This window comes from Chitinophaga alhagiae, assembly GCF_003568665.1.
GTDB lineage: Bacteria > Bacteroidota > Bacteroidia > Chitinophagales > Chitinophagaceae > Chitinophaga > Chitinophaga alhagiae.
The window spans coordinates 1,473,561-1,491,319 of sequence record NZ_QXMH01000001.1 but is presented as its reverse complement, the minus strand read 5'-3'; the positions used below and the strand labels follow the sequence as shown (position 1 = coordinate 1,491,319).

13 protein-coding genes are annotated in these 17,759 nt (G+C 53.4%); 12 read left to right on the top strand and 1 reads right to left on the bottom strand.

The annotated features are described in order from the left end of the window. The first annotated feature begins 131 nt into the window (after positions 1 to 131). The 12 genes from D3A97_RS05865 to D3A97_RS05810 all read left to right on the top strand — a co-directional run bounded on the left by D3A97_RS05865 (position 132) and on the right by D3A97_RS05810 (position 16,592). Positions 132 to 827, top strand: a complete 696-nt coding sequence (locus tag D3A97_RS05865) for a DUF4290 domain-containing protein (RefSeq protein WP_119077461.1) — start codon at positions 132 to 134, stop codon at positions 825 to 827. Next, positions 824 to 2,134, top strand: coding sequence for a UDP-N-acetylglucosamine 1-carboxyvinyltransferase (gene murA / locus D3A97_RS05860; RefSeq protein WP_119077460.1), 1,311 nt, complete (start codon positions 824 to 826; stop codon positions 2,132 to 2,134). The genes D3A97_RS05865 and murA overlap by 4 nt, the downstream gene beginning before the upstream one ends. 8 nt (positions 2,135 to 2,142) lie before the next feature. Continuing rightward, positions 2,143 to 2,712: a guanylate kinase gene (gene gmk, locus D3A97_RS05855; RefSeq protein WP_119077459.1), complete on the top strand. Its 570-nt coding sequence runs from the start codon at positions 2,143 to 2,145 to the stop codon at positions 2,710 to 2,712. Positions 2,713 to 2,829: 117 nt separating this feature from the next. After that, positions 2,830 to 4,035: a hemolysin family protein gene (locus D3A97_RS05850; RefSeq protein ID WP_232825861.1), complete on the top strand. Its 1,206-nt coding sequence runs from the start codon at positions 2,830 to 2,832 to the stop codon at positions 4,033 to 4,035. Between the two features lie 665 nt (positions 4,036 to 4,700). Continuing rightward, a complete protein-coding gene (gene tatC, locus D3A97_RS05845) occupies positions 4,701 to 5,546 on the top strand; it encodes a twin-arginine translocase subunit TatC (protein WP_119077457.1) in 846 nt (281 codons plus the stop codon). A gap of 44 nt (positions 5,547 to 5,590) precedes the next feature. Further along, positions 5,591 to 6,049 carry a ribose 5-phosphate isomerase B gene (gene rpiB / locus D3A97_RS05840; protein ID WP_119077456.1) on the top strand — a complete coding sequence of 153 codons (459 nt, stop codon included), beginning with the start codon at positions 5,591 to 5,593 and terminating at the stop codon, positions 6,047 to 6,049. Between the two features lie 308 nt (positions 6,050 to 6,357). Then, a complete protein-coding gene (locus D3A97_RS05835; RefSeq protein WP_119077455.1) occupies positions 6,358 to 9,405 on the top strand; it encodes a PQQ-dependent sugar dehydrogenase in 3,048 nt (1,015 codons plus the stop codon). A 76-nt stretch (positions 9,406 to 9,481) separates the two neighbouring features. Beyond that, positions 9,482 to 11,002: a M28 family peptidase gene (locus tag D3A97_RS05830; RefSeq protein WP_119078450.1), complete on the top strand. Its 1,521-nt coding sequence runs from the start codon at positions 9,482 to 9,484 to the stop codon at positions 11,000 to 11,002. Between the two features lie 241 nt (positions 11,003 to 11,243). Then, a complete protein-coding gene (locus D3A97_RS05825; protein WP_119077454.1) occupies positions 11,244 to 13,568 on the top strand; it encodes an ATP-dependent helicase in 2,325 nt (774 codons plus the stop codon). Between the two features lie 12 nt (positions 13,569 to 13,580). Next, a complete protein-coding gene (locus tag D3A97_RS05820) occupies positions 13,581 to 14,039 on the top strand; it encodes a regulatory protein RecX (protein ID WP_119077453.1) in 459 nt (152 codons plus the stop codon). A gap of 75 nt (positions 14,040 to 14,114) precedes the next feature. Continuing rightward, complete coding sequence (locus D3A97_RS05815) at positions 14,115 to 14,906, top strand: amidohydrolase (protein ID WP_119077452.1); 792 nt, start codon at positions 14,115 to 14,117, stop codon at positions 14,904 to 14,906. A gap of 15 nt (positions 14,907 to 14,921) precedes the next feature. Further along, entirely contained in the window at positions 14,922 to 16,592 is a 1,671-nt protein-coding gene (locus D3A97_RS05810; RefSeq protein WP_119077451.1) for an ArnT family glycosyltransferase, read from the top strand. A gap of 135 nt (positions 16,593 to 16,727) precedes the next feature. Here D3A97_RS05810 and thiL read toward each other — a convergent pair whose 3' ends face one another. Further along, entirely contained in the window at positions 16,728 to 17,756 is a 1,029-nt protein-coding gene (gene thiL, locus D3A97_RS05805; RefSeq protein ID WP_119077450.1) for a thiamine-phosphate kinase, read from the bottom strand. Between the last annotated feature and the right edge of the window lie 3 nt (positions 17,757 to 17,759).

Sequence of the window (17,759 nt, the reverse complement as noted above, 5' to 3'; positions counted from 1 at the left end):
ATGTTTTATAAATATTTTTCATTAGGTTTGCAGAAGTTGACTTCACCTGAAGCCGTTCCGCACCAAGGCACCTAGCGTTACTTCGCGTATGAATGGCTGGTAATCAAGCATTATACTTTTAAATTACTACAATGGAATACAATACCGCACGTAACCATTTGATCATGCGGGAATATGGAAGAAATATCCAGCGCATGATCGAGTACATACTGACCATCAAGGACCGGGAGCACCGCCAGCAGCAGGTAATGGCCGTTATTGAGCTGATGGGCACCCTGCAGCCGCACCTGCGCAATGTGGAAGATTTCCGCCACAAGCTGTGGGACCACCTGTTCCTGGTGTCTGATTTCAAGCTGGACGTGGATTCCCCATACCCCATTCCCACCAGGGAAACGTTGCGCAGCAAGCCTGACCGGCTGCCTTACCCGAAAAAATACCCCCGGTACCGCCACTTCGGCAAAAACCTGGAAATGGTGATAGACAAGGCGCTGAAGGAAAAAGACCCCGAAATGAAGGAGGGCTTTACCCAGGTAATAGGCAATTATATGAAACTGGCTTACGGCAACTGGCACAAGGAAAGCGTGCATGACGATGCCGTTAAGTCCGAACTGTCCATCATTACGGAAGGCCAGCTGCAATACTTGCCCGGCGTTGGTATTCCCGCATCTTCCGCAGGGTTTAACCTCCAGGGTGGAGACCAGCAGTTCCGCAGCGGCAACACCGGCGGCAGCGGCAAACGCAAGGCTTACCAGCAAAACAAGTTCAAGCAGGGCGGCGGCAGCAATTCCGGAAAAAATAAGCACAAATACAAAAACAGGAACAAGTGAGCAGCGTGTTCGAAGTAAGAGGCGGAAACCGTCTGAAAGGAGAGATTATACCGCAGGGAGCAAAGAACGAAGCATTACAGATCATCAGCGCGGTATTGCTGACCCCCGGCAAAGTGACCATCAACAACATTCCGGATATACTGGACGTAAACCTGCTCATAGAACTGATGGGCGATATAGGTGTGAAAGTGAACCGCATCAGCCGTGCCAGTTGCGAGTTTCAGGCAGATGATATAGACATGGCCTACCTGGAAAGCGCGGAGTTCAAAAAGAAATCAGGCCGCCTGCGCGGTTCCGTGATGATGGCCGGCCCGCTGCTGGCCCGCTTCGGCAAGGCCTATATCCCCAAACCGGGCGGTGACAAGATAGGCCGCCGCAGGCTGGATACGCACGTGATCGGCTTTGAGAAACTGGGCGCCGCGTTTGTGTACGATACGGACGATAATTATTTCCGCCTGGAGTCTAACGGCGGGCTGAAAGGCACCTACATGCTGCTGGACGAGCCTTCCGTGACCGGTACGGCCAATATTGTAATGGCCGCCGTGCTGGCGCAGGGTACCACCACTATTTACAATGCCGCCTGCGAACCTTACCTGCAGCAGCTTTGCAAAATGCTGACCAGCATGGGCGCAAAGATCAGCGGCATTGGCTCCAACCTGCTGGTGATAGAAGGCGTTAGCACCCTGGGCGGCTGCACACACGCCATGCTGCCAGACATGATCGAGATCGGCTCTTTTATTGGCCTGGCGGCTATGACGCAGAGCGAGATCACCATCAAGAACGCCGGCATACAGCACCTCGGCATTATTCCCGAAAAATTCCGCCTGCTGGGCATCCAGATGGAGTTCAGGGGAGACGATATTTATATTCCCGGGCAAGACAGCTACGAGATACAAACCTTCATAGACGGCTCCATTTTAACTATTTCAGACCACCCCTGGCCCGGCTTTACGCCAGACCTGCTCAGTATTGTGCTGGTAGTGGCCACACAGGCCAAAGGCAGTGTGATGGTACACCAGAAAATGTTCGAGAGCCGCCTCTTTTTTGTAGACAAACTCATAGACATGGGCGCGCAGATCATTCTCTGTGACCCGCACCGCGCGGCCGTAATAGGCCTGGGCCGGCAGCACAAGCTCCGGGGCATCACCATGAGCAGTCCTGACATCAGGGCCGGTGTATCCCTGCTGATCGCCGCGCTGAGCGCAGAGGGCAAAAGCACCATCCATAATATAGACCAGATTGACCGCGGCTATCAGTACATTGACGACCGCCTGCGCAACCTGGGAGCAGACATCAAGCGCGTGTAAATTTTATAATGGCAGCACACAAGATCATTATTGTTACCGCACCCTCAGGGGCCGGTAAAACTACTATTGTTAAAAAATTGCTGGGCGAAATGCCGCAGCTTGCCTTTTCTATTTCCGCCGCCACCCGCAGCCCGCGGGAGGGGGAAACCCACGGAAAAGACTATTATTTCCTGAGCCCTGAAGAGTTTCAGCAACGCATTGAGCACAACGAGTTTGCCGAGTACGAAATGGTGTACGCCGGCAAATATTACGGCACCCTCAAAAGCGAGTTGCAGCGCATCTGGGACAATGATCAATACCCCATGGTAGACATTGACGTGAAAGGCGCCCTTTCCATCAAGGAAAAATACCATGCCAACGCCCTTACCATCTTCATACAGCCCCCTTCCCTGGATGCGCTGCGGGTACGCCTCAGCGAAAGAGGCACGGAAACCCAGGCCTCCCTGGAGGAGCGGCTCGGCAAAGCCCGCTACGAACTGTCTTTTGCCCGGCAGTTTGACCAGATCGTGGTCAACGAAGAACTGGAAAAAGCCTACCGGGAAGTAAAAGCCCTGGTAGAGAACTTTTTAGCCGGCTGACCGTTATATAACGACGGGGTTGCCGGCTTCCCCGAATTTCATATCTTTGTTTAGATGGATATTTATACGATTGTTTTACTGGTTATAGTAATCCTTGTGGCGGGCTTCTTTGCCGGCATGGAAACTGCTTTTGCCAATGTGAACAGGTTGAGTATAGAGTTGAAAAAAAAGCAGGGCCGCGCTACCGGCAAAATACTGTCGGGCTTTAACGAGCAGCCGGCCCGCTTCCTGGCTACCAGCCTCATTGGCCTTACGCTGGCCATTGTGGTGTACAGCATGCTGGTGGCCGGCTGGCTGGACTCTCTCTGGGCATCTATCTGGACGGAGAACCAGATGGCGCAGTACGTGGCCATTTCCCTCTTTGTAGAGATCATTGCCGCCACGCTGATTATCCTCTTTTTCGGTTTCTTCATTCCCCGCAGCATCTTCCGCTCCCGGCCGGAGGCCATGCTGGGCTTTTTTGCCCTGCCTATTTCCGTACTGTCCAAGCCGCTGTACGTGCTGGGCAACCTGCTGGAATCCATTTCGGAATGGATGCTGAAATACCTTTTTAACGTCCGCATTCTTGACAACAGAAGCTCCTTTGCCAGGGTAGACGTGGAGCATTTTATCAGGCAGAGCCAGCAGCACCTGGGAGACTCGCAGGAGTTGAACACGGAACTGTTCGAGAACGCCCTCAGCCTGGTGCATGTGAAAATACGCGGCTGCCTCATTCCCCGGAAAGAGATAGAAGCGCTGGACATTGGCAGCACCATAGAACAGGCGCGCGAGAAGTTCATCAACACCAAACTCTCCAAGATCATCATTTACGAACAGAACATAGACAATATCCTGGGTTATGTACACCAGCTGGACATGTTCAAGGACCCGTCAGACATCCGTTCGGTGATACACCCCATTCTGGCCGTGCCCGAAACCATGAGCGCCATAGACCTGCTCAGCAAGTTCAACAAGGAGCGCCGGAGCATTGCCTGGGTGGTAGACGAGTTTGGGGGAACGGCGGGCATTGTGACCATTGAAGACGTGCTGGAAGAGATCTTTGGAGATATCAAGGACGAGCACGATGTGGAAGAGTTCGTGGAAAAACAGATCGCTGAAAAGGAGTATATTTTTTCCGGCCGGCTGGAGCTGGACTACCTCAACGAACGGTACGGCTTCGATTTTCCGGAAGACGAAAGCGAAACCCTTTCCGGCTACATCATTTCCCATTACGAGACCATTCCCCGGCTGAAAGAGCGGATCATTATAGACGATTATGAGTTTGACATTCTGAATGTTACGGATACGCGGATAGAAATGGTCAAGATGAAAATATTGAATTAGTGGCTTTCGGCGCGAAAATTGCTGTAAAAGTGAATACGGGGATTTTTTCCTACGGGCCCATGCGGGTTTAGTGGCATCAGCCACTCAACAGGGAACATAATTAAAGACTGGTATACAATAAATTAGGAATAATTTCGTTTAGTAATTATACAAAAATATAATATCGGCGTTTGTTAAACCGCTTTGAGCAGAGTAGTAGTAAATTAACACGAATTGCATTCACCGCATAGGCTTAACGTAACACAATAATTTGATTTTTGTTAAAAGGTTGTAAAAAACTTTGTTGTAACATTGATAATACGATATTTCTTTCTATTTTTGTTTTAGAAATTTAAAAGCGCTGTGCGGGTTGTAACTTAAATCTGATAGCTTGCCATTAAAAGAGTAAGTTATTTCTTGAACAGTAGCGAAAAAAGACATTCTCGAATTCAACTTTTTTGGGGTTAACAAACAATGGATGAAAGGCCGGCTCTTGATTCTTCTCGGGCTGGCTCTTTTTTTTGCCCTGCATCCCGCACCTCCCGCCCCGGCAAAATTCTCCCGCTCTTTAAATTCGTACTGGTAATTCCCGATTCGTAATTCCTAATTCGTACCTTACACCCGTTTTTCACATTTTCTATTCACTGTGCACGTATTATATTTGTGCTCCTGATTCATCATATAGCATGTTAAAGAAGTTATTCTCGAGCAACGAGGACAAAGCAGAGATGTCGTTTTTTGACCACCTGGAGGAGCTGCGCTGGCACCTGGTAAGGTCTGCCTTCGCCATTGTTGCGGTGAGCATTCTCGGGTTTGTTTTTACGGACTGGATACTGACCAACGTAATTTTTGGGCCCACCCGCCCCGATTTTCCCACATACCGCTGGTTGTGCAGCGCCAGCCAGGCCCTGGGCCTTGGAGACAAGCTGTGCATTGTGCCGCCGGATATCAAATTCCAGAACTATAAAATGGCCGGGCAGATCATGCTGCAGTTCAAGCTGGCGTTCATCCTGGGCATTATAGGCGCTTTCCCCTATATCATTTACGAATTTTGGCGCTTTATACGCCCGGCCCTGAAAGAGAACGAGGCCAAGGGCTCCCAGGGTGTTATTTTCTGGGTGAGCCTGCAGTTCCTGATGGGTATTGCGTTCAGCTATTTCCTGATCGCCCCCTTCATGATCAACTTCCTGGCCAGCTACACCGTGTCTGAAGTGATCAAGAACGAATTTTTCATTGACGACTATTTTGGGCTGATGTCCCAGATCATACTCGGTATGGGCGTGCTCTTCGAAATGCCCATTCTTGTTTATTTCCTGACCAAACTGGGCATTCTCACACCCATGTTCATGCGTTCTTACCGAAGGCATGCCATTGTGGTGATACTCATACTGGCGGCCGTTATTACCCCGCCAGACGTACTGGACCAATTGCTGGTTTTCGTACCTTTATACCTGCTGTACGAGATCAGTATCTTCATTTCCGCCAAGGTATACCGTGAGAAAGAGAAAGAAGAAGCGGAAGAATGGTCTTGATAACCGTACGCCGCACATTGCTTAACCAATATAAACTGTAGGGTATGGAACAAACAACTTTTGATCTTGCATTGCCGGTGGCCATTGGATCTGACCATGCGGGTTTTGAGTATAAGGAAGAGGTGATCTCTTACCTGGAAGGGAAAGGAGTGCAGGTAAAAGATTATGGCACCCATTCCGTTGATTCGGTAGATTACCCTGATTTTGCGCATCCCGTAGCCAATGCAGTAGAATCCGGGGAATATGCCTATGGCATTCTCATTTGCGGCAGCGCCAACGGCGTGGCCATTACGGCCAATAAACACCAGGGCATCCGCGCCGCCATTTGCTGGGGCGATGAGCTGGCCCGCCTGGCCCGCAGCCACAACAATGCCAACGTGCTCTGCATTCCGGCCAGGTTTGTAGACACCGCTACCGCCAAGGAAATGGTGGATATTTTCGGGGAAACGCCGTTTGAAGGCGGCCGCCATATGAACCGCGTAAGCAAAATAGCTTGTAGCTGATACATCGAAAAAAAGTTACAGAACGGGCCGCGTCTTTCGGGATGCGGCCCGTTCTCTTTTTAAGCGCATGGCAGCCTTCCCCCGCCCTGTTTTTAAAATAAATTAAAATAGAAACTTGCATTATTAAATTTTAATTCGCATTTTTCGGTTACCCTCCAGTAAACATTTACATACAACCAGAAACACGTTCATGCAGTAGTTTCAACATGCCGTTTTTACACGTTTGTTCCCGCCTGCAAATGGCTATGGGAAAGGCATGCCATACCCTGATGGCTGAACCTGTTCTGGCAAAAAGAAAATAGAATAAAATGCTACGGAACTATTTGCTGCCGGTTGTATTGCTGGTGTTACTAGCCTCGTGTTCAGGCCCCAAAAAGAAAGTACTGTATTACGCCGCCCTGCCGGAAGACCCGCTGGCCGCACAGTTGACCCGGGTAGCCGCCAGCCACGGTTACACCGCCGTGGTAACCGGCAATGCCGCGTACCTGCACGCAGATTCCCTGGCCATGTTCCACCTCATATGCATGCCTGTTTCTGCCATGAACGGGCTGAACTACATAACCATACCAGAGCTGAAACGCTACCTGGAAGCGGGCGGCGGGCTGCTGGCCATCAGAGACACGGCGCTGGGCCAGCGCGGGCACCCCTGGCTGCACGCGCTTGATACGGCCACCGGCGCCCTCCGCCAGGATAACGGTACCGTCTATATGTTGCCGCCGCAGCCCGGTGAACAGCAACTGGAGGCGGCATTGACGGCCGCCGCCGGCCGGCCTGATATGAGCAGGGCCGTTACCCTGCCGGTGCCTGACAGTGCGCGCTACACCCGTACCGTGCTGGCGCAGGGTTTTGACGAGCCCATGGAAATGACCGTATTGCCGGGAGGGGATGTGCTGTTTGTAGAGCGCAAGGGCGCGGTGAAGTTATATGACCACATCACCGGCGCTGTAAAGACCATTGCAAGTTTCAGCGTATTCAGCGGCATTGAGGACGGGCTGCTGGGCATGACGCCGGACCCTGGCTACGAACAGAACCACTTCATTTATTTTTACTACGCCGTGCCCGGAGAAAAGACCGTCAACCGGCTCTCGCGCTTTGAGCTGAAAGAGGGCAACCTGTTGCAGGCGTCTGAAAAAATATTACTGGAAGTGCCTACCCAGCGGCGCTATTGCTGCCACTCCGCGGGCTACCTGCAATTCGACAATAAAGGGTTGCTCTATCTTTCTACCGGAGACAATACCAATGCGGAAGAAACAGAAGGCTATACGCCCGTAGACGAGCGGCCCGGCCGCCACCTGTCTGACGTGCAGGCCACCTCCGCCAACACCAAAGACCTGCGCGGAAAGATACTGCGCATCAGGCCGGAGCCCAACGGCACCTACAGCATACCAGACGGCAACCTGTTCCCGAAAAACGGCTCCAAAGGCCGCCCTGAAATTTATGTAATGGGCAGCCGCAATCCCTACCGGTTCAGTATAGACGCAGAAACCGGCTATCTCTATTGGGGAGACGTGGGGCCAGATACCAAGGTGCGCGGGGAAGACGGGGAGCTGATGAGCTATGACGAGATCAACCAGGCCAAACAACCCGGTTTTTACGGCTGGCCCTACTTCCTGGGCAACAACCAGGCCTTTCCCTTGTACAATTATGCCAGCAAGCAGGAGGGGCCTAAAAAAGATCCCGCCCGCCCGCTGAACGTTTCTCCCAACAATACCGGTCTGCAGGAGCTGCCGCCCGCCCGCCCCGCTATGATCTGGTACGGCAAAAGCGCCTCCCGCTATTTTCCGCTGGTGGGCAAAGGCGGCGCCAGCGCCATGGCCGGCCCGGTATTTTACAGCAAGGCGTTTGAAAAGGCGCCCTACCGCCTTTCTCCCTACTACAACGGCAAATTGCTGATCTATGACTGGATACGCGGCTGGATGATGTTCATCACCTTTGATGAGAAAGGTAATTACCTGCGCATGGAGCCGTTCTTGCCCCACATACAATTTGAAGCGCCGGTAGACGTGCAGTTTGGGCCGGATGGTGCGTTGTACGTGCTGGAATACGGTTCCAACTGGTTCTCCAGGAACACCAATTCCAAACTGGTGCGCATCAACTTCAAGGAAGGCAACCGGGACCCCGTGGCCGCCATCAGCGCAGACCGGCGCTATGGCGCCGCGCCGCTTACCGTGCGGCTTTCCGCGGCCGGCTCAAAGGATTTTGATAAAGGGGACGTGCTTTCGTTCCAATGGAAAACCGGGGAGCATACCATGGAGGGCGAAACAGCTACGCATACGTTTGACAAACCGGGCGTGTACACAGTAACCCTTGCGGTAAAAGACGGGAAAGGCGGTGAAGGCCGCGCCACGCTCCAGCTGAACGTTGGCAATACGCCGCCGGTAGTGAACATTCAGACACCCGCCAACCGTACTTTTTACTGGGACAATGCCCCGCTGGAATATCGGGTGGAGGTGACGGACGCGGAAGATAAAGTGATCAGTCCTGACCAGTTGCAGGTCTCTTTCGGCTTTTTGCCGGATGGCCGGGATGCGGCGGTGGTACTGGCCCAGGGTGGCACGGGCAGCATACAGCACCTGGCCGGCCAGCAATTGCTGAACGCGCTTGATTGCAAGGCCTGCCACGCCATGAAAGATACTTCTATTGGCCCCGCCTATACGGCCGTAGCAGCGCGGTACGCGGGCAAGGGGCATGAAACGGCGCAAACTCTCGCCACCAAGATCATCCAGGGCGGCAGCGGCAACTGGGGCACCCGCCAGATGTCTGCCCACCCGGATATGCAGCCCGCAGACGCCCTGGCCATTGTACAGTACATCCTTTCGCTCGCGGAGCAGCCCGCGGCACTGCCCGCGTCAGGCACGCTGGTGCTGAAAGAGCATATAGGCAAAAGCCCGGAAGGCCGCTACCTGCTGAATGCACGGTATACAGACAAAGGCGCCAACGGGGTGCCCGCCCTCAGCGGCAGCGCCTACCTGCTGCTGCGCAACCAGCTGGTAGAGGCGGAAGATTTTGATGAAGGGGATGTGCATACCAGCACCATCACCACACAATTCCTGACCTTTGCCGCCAATGTACGCCATCACAACTACGCCCGCTTTAATGATATTGACCTGACCGGTATCAAACACGTGAAGTGCAGGGTAAAAGGTCTTGACGGCGGTACAATAACATTGCACACAGATGCGGCCAACGGGCCGCAGGTGGCGTCCGTAACGGTGCCCGGCGGCATGAAGGACTGGCAGGAAATAACCGTGCCCGTACAAGGGCTTCCGGGCGTGCATCCTTTGTACCTGGTATTTACCGGGGCGGCCGGCAAGCCGCTGATGCACTTTGACCGGATCTATTTCGACCACCGGTAGCAACTGGCAATTATTGTGAAGGCGCTGCGCTATGGCAGGCATATTTCTTTATTTTTACCGCCATAAACAACCGTACATGAAAAAACTTGTATTCATGGCCTGCCTGATGGCGGGCGGCACCGTGGCTTGTGCGCAGGTAGCTACCAAGCGCAGCGCGCCCAGGGCCGCTGCTCCCTATGCCAAAACCATTAAGGCGGCAGATTTGAAGAAACACCTCTACATTATTGCCGCAGATGACATGGAAGGCCGCGAAACAGGCAAGCCGGGGCAATACAAAGCCGCGCAATATATTACCGAACAGTTTAAACGCGCAGGCCTGCAGCCGGGCGCGGGCAATGGTGAATGGGAGCAGCCCTTCAGCCTTTACCAGGACACGCTGGTGAACGCCACCATCACCGCCGCCGGCAAAACGTTCGAGTTCGGGAAAGATTTTTACACCGGCCTGCGGGATGCTAAAAACCTGGAGCTGCAGCAAACAGGGGTGGTATTTGCCGGCTACGGCAATGTGAGCGAAACTTTCAACAGCTACGAAGGCATTGATGCTACAGACAAAGTGGTGGTACTGGCTGAAACACCCCGCCAGGGCGCCGGAGAGCAGAAAGACAAACTCCGCGCCGCGGCCGCCAAGGGCGCCCGTACGGTGTTTATCGTGTCTTCCAACATGCCGGGCATTACCCGCGCTGGCAGCCGCCTCCGCAGGACCGGCCTCTATTTCGGGGATATGGCCACTACCATGGAGTTTATTCCCAATGTATATTTTATTTCACCGGACGTGGCTTCGGCCATATTCGGGAAACCCTACGCCAGCCTCGCGGAAGGCCTGAAGCCGGATAACCCCGTACCTTCCGCCACCGGGCAGATAACCGGGCTTACCTGCCGCAAAGACGTGGTGGAGATCAAATCCAGCAACGTACTGGGCATACTGCCGGGAACGGATAAAAAAGATGAATACGTTTTTGTGACCGCCCACTATGACCATATCGGCATCATCAACGGCGAGGTATACAACGGCGCAGATGATGACGGCTCCGGCACGGTAGCCGTAATAGCCATGGCGGAGGCGTTCATGAAAGCAAAAAAAGCCGGCAAGGGCCCCCGCCGCAGCATTGTGTTCATGACGGTGAGCGGTGAGGAAAAAGGGCTGCTGGGCTCCCGCTATTATACGGACCACCCCGTGTACCCGCTGGCCAATACGGTGGCGGACCTGAACATAGACATGATAGGCCGCATAGACGCGGACCACGCCAAAGACAGCAACTATGTGTACATCATTGGAGACAACAAGCTCAGCTCGGAGCTGCGCCCGGTTAGCGAAGCGGCCAACACCCTGGTGGGCCTCAAGCTGGACTACAGGTATAACGATCCCAATGATCCCAACCGGTTCTATTACCGCTCGGACCACTACATGTTCGCACAGCATAAGATTCCCATCATCTTCTACTTCAACGGGGTACACCCTGACTACCACGGCCCGCATGATACGCCAGACAAGATCAGCTACCCCATGCTGGAAAAACGCGCCCGGCTGGTGTTCTACACTACCTGGGAAGTGGCCAACCGGGAAGGCAGGCTGAAGGTGGACAGGAATGAGAAATAAAAGACAGGCAACTTATAACCACGGGCTGGCCGGAAAGTACCGGCCAGCCCTTTTTCTATGCTGGCGGCTGACTGGGAAAAGAGGTGCTCAGGCGCTTGCCCTGAGACCGGTCGAGCCTCTCAATCTCTCATTCTCCCGGACTTTTGCCGGGCCACCGCGGCGGGTTTACGCCTAGTTATCCACTTATTTCGTGATCCCACCCCCAAATCGTACTTTTACAACCTGCAAATTTTTTGAAGTGATGAAGGCAAACTATTTAGACGATCTGAACGAACGGCAACGCGAAGCGGTCATCTCCCTCAAAGGGCCCCTGATGATCATTGCGGGCGCGGGTTCAGGCAAAACCAAAGTACTGACTACCAGAATAGCCCACCTGATGCGGAACGGGGTGGACGCTTTCAATATACTGGCGCTGACCTTTACCAACAAGGCGGCCAAAGAAATGAAAGAAAGGGTGGAAAAGATCCTTGGCGGCAACGAGGCGCGCAACCTCTACATTGGTACCTTCCACTCCGTATTTGCCCGCCTGCTGCGGGCGGATGCCCCCAAGCTGGGCTACCCCGGAGATTTTACCATTTATGACGCGGATGATGCCAAAAGCGTGGTGAAAACGATCATCAACGAGCTGAACCTGGACGACAAGCATTATAAGCCCAACCTGGTATACAACCGTATTTCCGCCGCCAAAAACAGCCTGATGGGGCCGGAAGAATACCAGCACGATTATTACATTCAGCAGGAAGACCAGCGGGCCAGCCGCCCGCTTACCGGCAAAATATATGACATGTATGCCAAGCGCTGCTTCAAGAACGGCGCCATGGACTTTGACGACCTGCTGTTCAAGATGTACGTGCTGCTGAAAAGTTTCCCGGAAGTGCTGGCCAAGTACCAGCACAAGTTCCAGTACATCATGATTGACGAGTACCAGGATACCAACCCCGCCCAGTACGAAATAGTGAAGCTGCTGGGCGCCGTGCACGAGAATATTTGCGTGGTGGGAGACGATGCGCAGAGCATCTATTCTTTCCGCGGCGCCACCATCCAGAACATATTGCAGTTTGAAAAGGATTATGACGATGTAAAGGTGGTGAAGCTGGAGCAGAACTACCGCAGCACCAAGTCCATTCTCAATGTGGCCAATGAGGTGATCGCCAAAAACAAGGGCCAGATAGAAAAGAACCTGTGGACGGACAATGCGGAGGGAGACAAGATAAAACTCATCCGTACCAATACGGATAACGAAGAAGGCAAATTCGTGTCTGATACCATTGCGGAACAGAAACTCCGGAACCATTACAACAACCGGGATTTCTGCATCCTCTACCGCACCAACGCCCAGAGCCGCGCCTTTGAGGAAAGCCTGCGCCGCCTGGCCATCCCCTACCGTATTTTCGGAGGGCTCTCTTTTTACCAGCGCAAGGAGATCAAAGACTTTATTGCCTACCTGCGCGTGATCATGAACTCGCGGGATGAAGAGGCCATCAAACGTATTATCAACTACCCCGTGCGGGGCATTGGTAAAACCACCATAGAAAAAGTGTCTATCTACGCCAATGACCAGAACATCACGTTCTGGCAGGTGCTGGAAAACGCGCGTGACTTTGGTTTCAAAGGCGGCACGCTGGATGCCATAGACAACTTTGTGACCATGATACAGAGCTTCCGTATAATGCTGGACAAACACAACGCCTACGAAGTGGCTGTACAGGTTGGCAAGTCTACCAACATGGTGAAAGAGCTGTTTAACGATAAAACCACGGAAGGGTTGGCCCGGTACGAAAACGTGCAGGAGTTGCTGAACTCCATCAAGGAATTTACCGAAACGCCTACGGAAGACGGGGAGTTGCTGGACAACAAGAGCCTGGGCATATACCTGCAGCAGATCACCCTGCTCACCGATGCGGACAATACCAATGACGAGAACAGCGATGTGGTGAAGCTCATGACCATTCACGCCGCCAAAGGGCTGGAGTTCCCGGTGGTGTTCACGGTAGGCCTGGAAGAAAGCCTGTTCCCCAGCGGCATGTCTATCAACTCCCGCGAGGAGCTGGAAGAAGAACGCCGCCTGTTCTACGTGGCCGTTACCCGCGCAAAATCACGCCTGTTCCTGACATACGCCAACAGCCGCTACCGTTTTGGGCAGCTGCAGCAAAATGAGCCCAGCCGCTTCCTTGACGAGATGCCGGAGAACTTTGTAGACCGCAGCTACGCCGGCGGCGGGCTTCGTAACACCGGCAGTGTTGGCGGCGGCGTTTCCTGGGGCGGCATGTTTGACAAAAAAAGAACAACCCCGGCGCCTGCCGCATCCAACCCGCTGGCCAGAACAGCGCCCAAGCCTGCTGCCGCTCCTGTGAGCACGCATGTGCCCACGCCCGGTTTTACGGCAGACGATCCGGCTACCATGGAAGCCGGCATGGACGTGGAACACCAGAAATTCGGCTTTGGCAAGATACTCAACCTGGAAGGCGCGCCTAACAACCGTATTGCCACCGTCATGTTCCCGCAGGCAGGCGGAGAAAAAAAGATCATGCTCAACTACGCCAAGCTAATGATCGTGAAAAAGTAAATTTTTCCTTTCATGAAAGCCGATCTGCTTAAACTGCGCCACTACTGCGCCTACCAGGAACGCTGCCATTCCGAAGTAAGGGAAAAGTGCTACGGGCTGGGCCTGCGTGGCGAAGATATAGAGGAAGCCATTGCCCACCTGGTAGAAGAGAATTTCCTTAACGAGGAGCGCTTTGCCAGGGCCTACGCCGGCGGCAAGTTCAGGATGCAGCAATGGGGCCGCAAAAAGATCAGCATGGTGCTCAAGCAAAAACAGATAAGCCCGTATTGCATCAAAAAAGGGCTGGAAGAAATTGATGAGGAAGATTACCGCAGCACCCTGCAGGCCCTGGCGGAAAAGAAATATCACCAGCTGCGGGGAGAACAGCTCCTGAAAAGGCAATACAAAACCATGCAGTTCCTCCTGCAAAGAGGCTTTGAACAGGAGCTGGCGAGGGAAACCATTGAACAAATCGCAAAAAAGGAAGAATAAATCCGCAATAATTCAAAACTTTCTAAGTTTTACTGGCGTAAATTTGAGGTCGTTTTGTAGTAATTCAACTTTGTTATGTCTGATTTAACGGTCACGCTGATCCAGGCTAATCTGCACTGGGAAAACATTCCGGCCAACCTGGCCATGTTTGATGAGAAAATTGACGCTATCAGGGAAAAAACTGAAGTGATCGTACTGCCTGAAATGTTCAGCACCGGTTTCAGCATGCAGCCGGAGAGGCTGGCCGAAACCATGGATGGCAGCGCTGTGCAGTGGATGAAGAAGAAAGCAAAAGAAAAGAACGTGATCCTCACCGGCAGCCTGATCATTGAAGATGGCGGCGACTATTACAACCGCCTGATCTGGATGCTGCCCAACGGCCAGTACGGTATCTACAACAAACGCCACCGTTTCGGCTTTGCCGGAGAGGAAGATCATTATGCCGCGGGAGACAAACGGCTGATTGCCCAGGTGAAAGGCTGGAAAATAAACCTCAATATCTGCTACGACCTGCGTTTCCCCGTTTGGGCACGCAATACCATACAAGACAATGGCGCGCCAGAATATGATGTGCTGATCAACGTAGCCAACTGGCCCGAACGCCGCAGCACGCCCTGGCGCGCTCTGCTGCAGGCCCGCGCTATAGAGAACCAGTGTTACGTAATTGGTGTAAACCGTGTGGGTAATGACGGGAACGACATTTACCACAGCGGGGACTCCAGCATCATAGACCCCGTGGGCGAGATCATCTACCACAAGGCAAACAGCGAAGACGTGTTCACCCACACCTTCTCCCGTGCCCATCTTGATGAGATGCGGGCCAAGTTCCCCTTTATGAAGGATGCGGACAAGTTCATGATCCTTTAACTATCTTCGCGGACTATGATCCGCTTTTTTACCAAAAACCAGTACAAGTACGGGATTTTTGCCCTTTGGGCCATACTGGCCATTTTGCAGGCCTCCTTCACAGAGCTGATGGATGATGAGGCGTATTATTGGGTATACTCCGGCCACCTGGACTGGGGGTATTTTGACCATCCCCCCATGATAGCCCTGCTCATCAAAATGGGGTACGCCCTTTTTCACAATGAACTGGGCGTAAGGCTGGGCATGGTAGTGCTGAACGTCCTCACGCTGATACTGGTAGACAAGCTGATACCACAAAAGAACAACCTCGTATTTTATCTCATACTGGCCGGCATGGGCGCCATGCAACTGGGCGGCATACTGGCCGTACCGGATATTCCGCTGATATTTTTCGCCACGCTGTATTTTTATATTTACCGCAACTTCCTGGAATCCCAAAGCTGGAAAAACACCCTGCTGCTGGCCCTCAGCATGGCGCTGATGTTTTATAGCAAGTACCACGGCGTACTGCTCGTTTTTTTCACCGTGCTCTCCAACCTGCATTTGCTGAAGCTGTACCGCTTTTACATAGCCGTGCTGGTAACCAGCCTGTTGTTTTTTCCGCACCTGTACTGGCAGTACACACACGGTTTCCCTTCCCTGCAATATCACCTGGTAGAGCGCAATGCTTCTTCTTATGACATCAGTTTTACGCTGGATTACCTGGCGGGGCAGGTGTTGCTGTTTGGCCCGCTGGTGGGCTGGCTGCTGCTGTATTATGCTTTCCGCACGCCCGTGCAAGGCAGCTTTGAGCGTGCCCTCAAATTCAGCCTGGTGGGCGTGCTGGCCTTTTTCCTGTTCAGCACTTTCAAGGGCCGCGTGGAGGCCAACTGGACCGTAATGGTGTTTGCCCCGCTGGTGATACTGGCCCATCAGGGCATGGTACGGCAGGGCTTTTCCGTGAAGGTGCTGCGGAAAACCTGGTGGGTATCTCTGTTGCTCGTATTGGTGGTGAGGGTATATATGGTGTGGGACTTTGTACCCGGCGTAGAGATCCGCCCTGAAATACATCATAACAAAACCTGGACGGCCGCGCTGTCCCAAAAGGCCGGCGGCCGGCCCGTGGTGTTCGTGAACAGCTACCAGGCCCCCTCCAAATACATGTTTTACGCCGGCGGTGTTTCGTATAGCCTTAACAGTGCCTGGGCGCGCAGAAGCCAGTACAATTACTGGCATACGGAAGAAACCATGTGGGGTAAAGGAGTGTTGCTGGCCACGGGGTATAGGCCTCACATCCCTGACCAGGACAGCCTGCTGCGTACACAGGGCACCATTTACTGCCGCATAGATTCGCCCTACTACTCCTATCAGCTTATACAGTTCATGCCGGCCGTAAACGAATATACCCTGCGGCGGGGAGACACCCTTCAGCTGAAGGTAGGGGTACAGAACGGCTACAACGTGCCGGTGCAAACCAGCGCCGGGGCCGCGCCTTTTGTGGAATACGTTTACTGGAACGATGAAGGAGCGCGGAACGTAGTGAGATCTGCGTTGCCGCTTGCCGTTGCCTTGCGGCAGGATAGCGTGGAGATCCCCATAGCGGCTCCTGCAACACCGGGAAATTATAACCTGAAACTGACACTGCCTGTACCTGCGGGCCTGGACCCTTCCAATAACAGCCCGCTGATCCGGTTAAAAGTGGAATAAGACCTTGCCCGGCACGTTAAACAGCCTGTTCATGCCCAGGGCCCGCCGTTCGTTGTAGGCTGCTGACAGGCAGTGCCATCTACCTGCCGGAATGTTCCAAGGTGCCTCATCCGTACGTACGCGCCCGATTGAAGGTCATTTGAACGCGTTCCACCCCTGCGCGGTGATCTGGTGCTTGTTGCCGCTGCGGGTAATAATGTGGCTGCCTTCCGCGGGGTCTGTCATATAACCGATCACGGCAATTTCTTCGTTCAGGGTGATCTTGTCATAATCCGCCTGCTTCATGGTAAAAAGCAGCTCATAATCCTCTCCGCCGCTAAGCGCGCAGGCGGTGGGGTCCAAGCCCAGCTGCATGGCCAGCTGGCGGGCATCGTCTGCCACGGGGATCTTTTCTTCATACAGTACGCAGCCTAGCTGGCTCTGTTTGCAGATGTGCAGTATTTCGGAGCTGAGGCCGTCGCTCACGTCCATCATGGCGGTAGGCATTATTTCTTTGCCGGCCAGGAAGGAGATGATGTCTTGCCGGGCTTCGGGCTTCAGTTGCCGTCCAATTACGTAGGTCTGGTTTTCAAGATCTGGCTGTACCTGCGGGTTCTCCAGGAAGATCTTTTTTTCCCGTTCCAGCAGGGTAAGGCCGAGAAAAGCGGCCCCCAGGTCTCCGGATACGCAAAGCAGATCGCCCTTTTGGGCGGTAGAGCGTTTCACGAACTGGTCAGGCGCTACTTCCCCTATAGCTGTAACACTGATCACAAACCCCTTTTGGGAGGTAGAAGTATCTCCGCCCACCAGGTCTACCTTGTATCTTTCGCAGGCGGCATATACGCCTTCGTAAAACTCGTTCAGCGCCTCCAGGGAAAAGCGGTTGGAGAAGGCCAGGCTCACGGTGATGTGGGTGGGCGTGGCGTTCATGGCGTAGATGTCAGAGAGGTTGACCACTACGGATTTATACCCCAGGTGTTTCAGGGGGGTGTACATCAGGTCAAAGTGAATGCCTTCCACCAGCATGTCTGTAGACACAACGGTTTGTTTGCCGAAGTGGTCTATCACGGCCGCATCGTCCCCAACACCCAATACGGTGCCGGCATTGTATATTTCAATGTTGCGGGTGAGGTAGTCAATCAACCCGAACTCGCCCAGGTCATTAATTTCAGTTCTTTCTTCCATGGC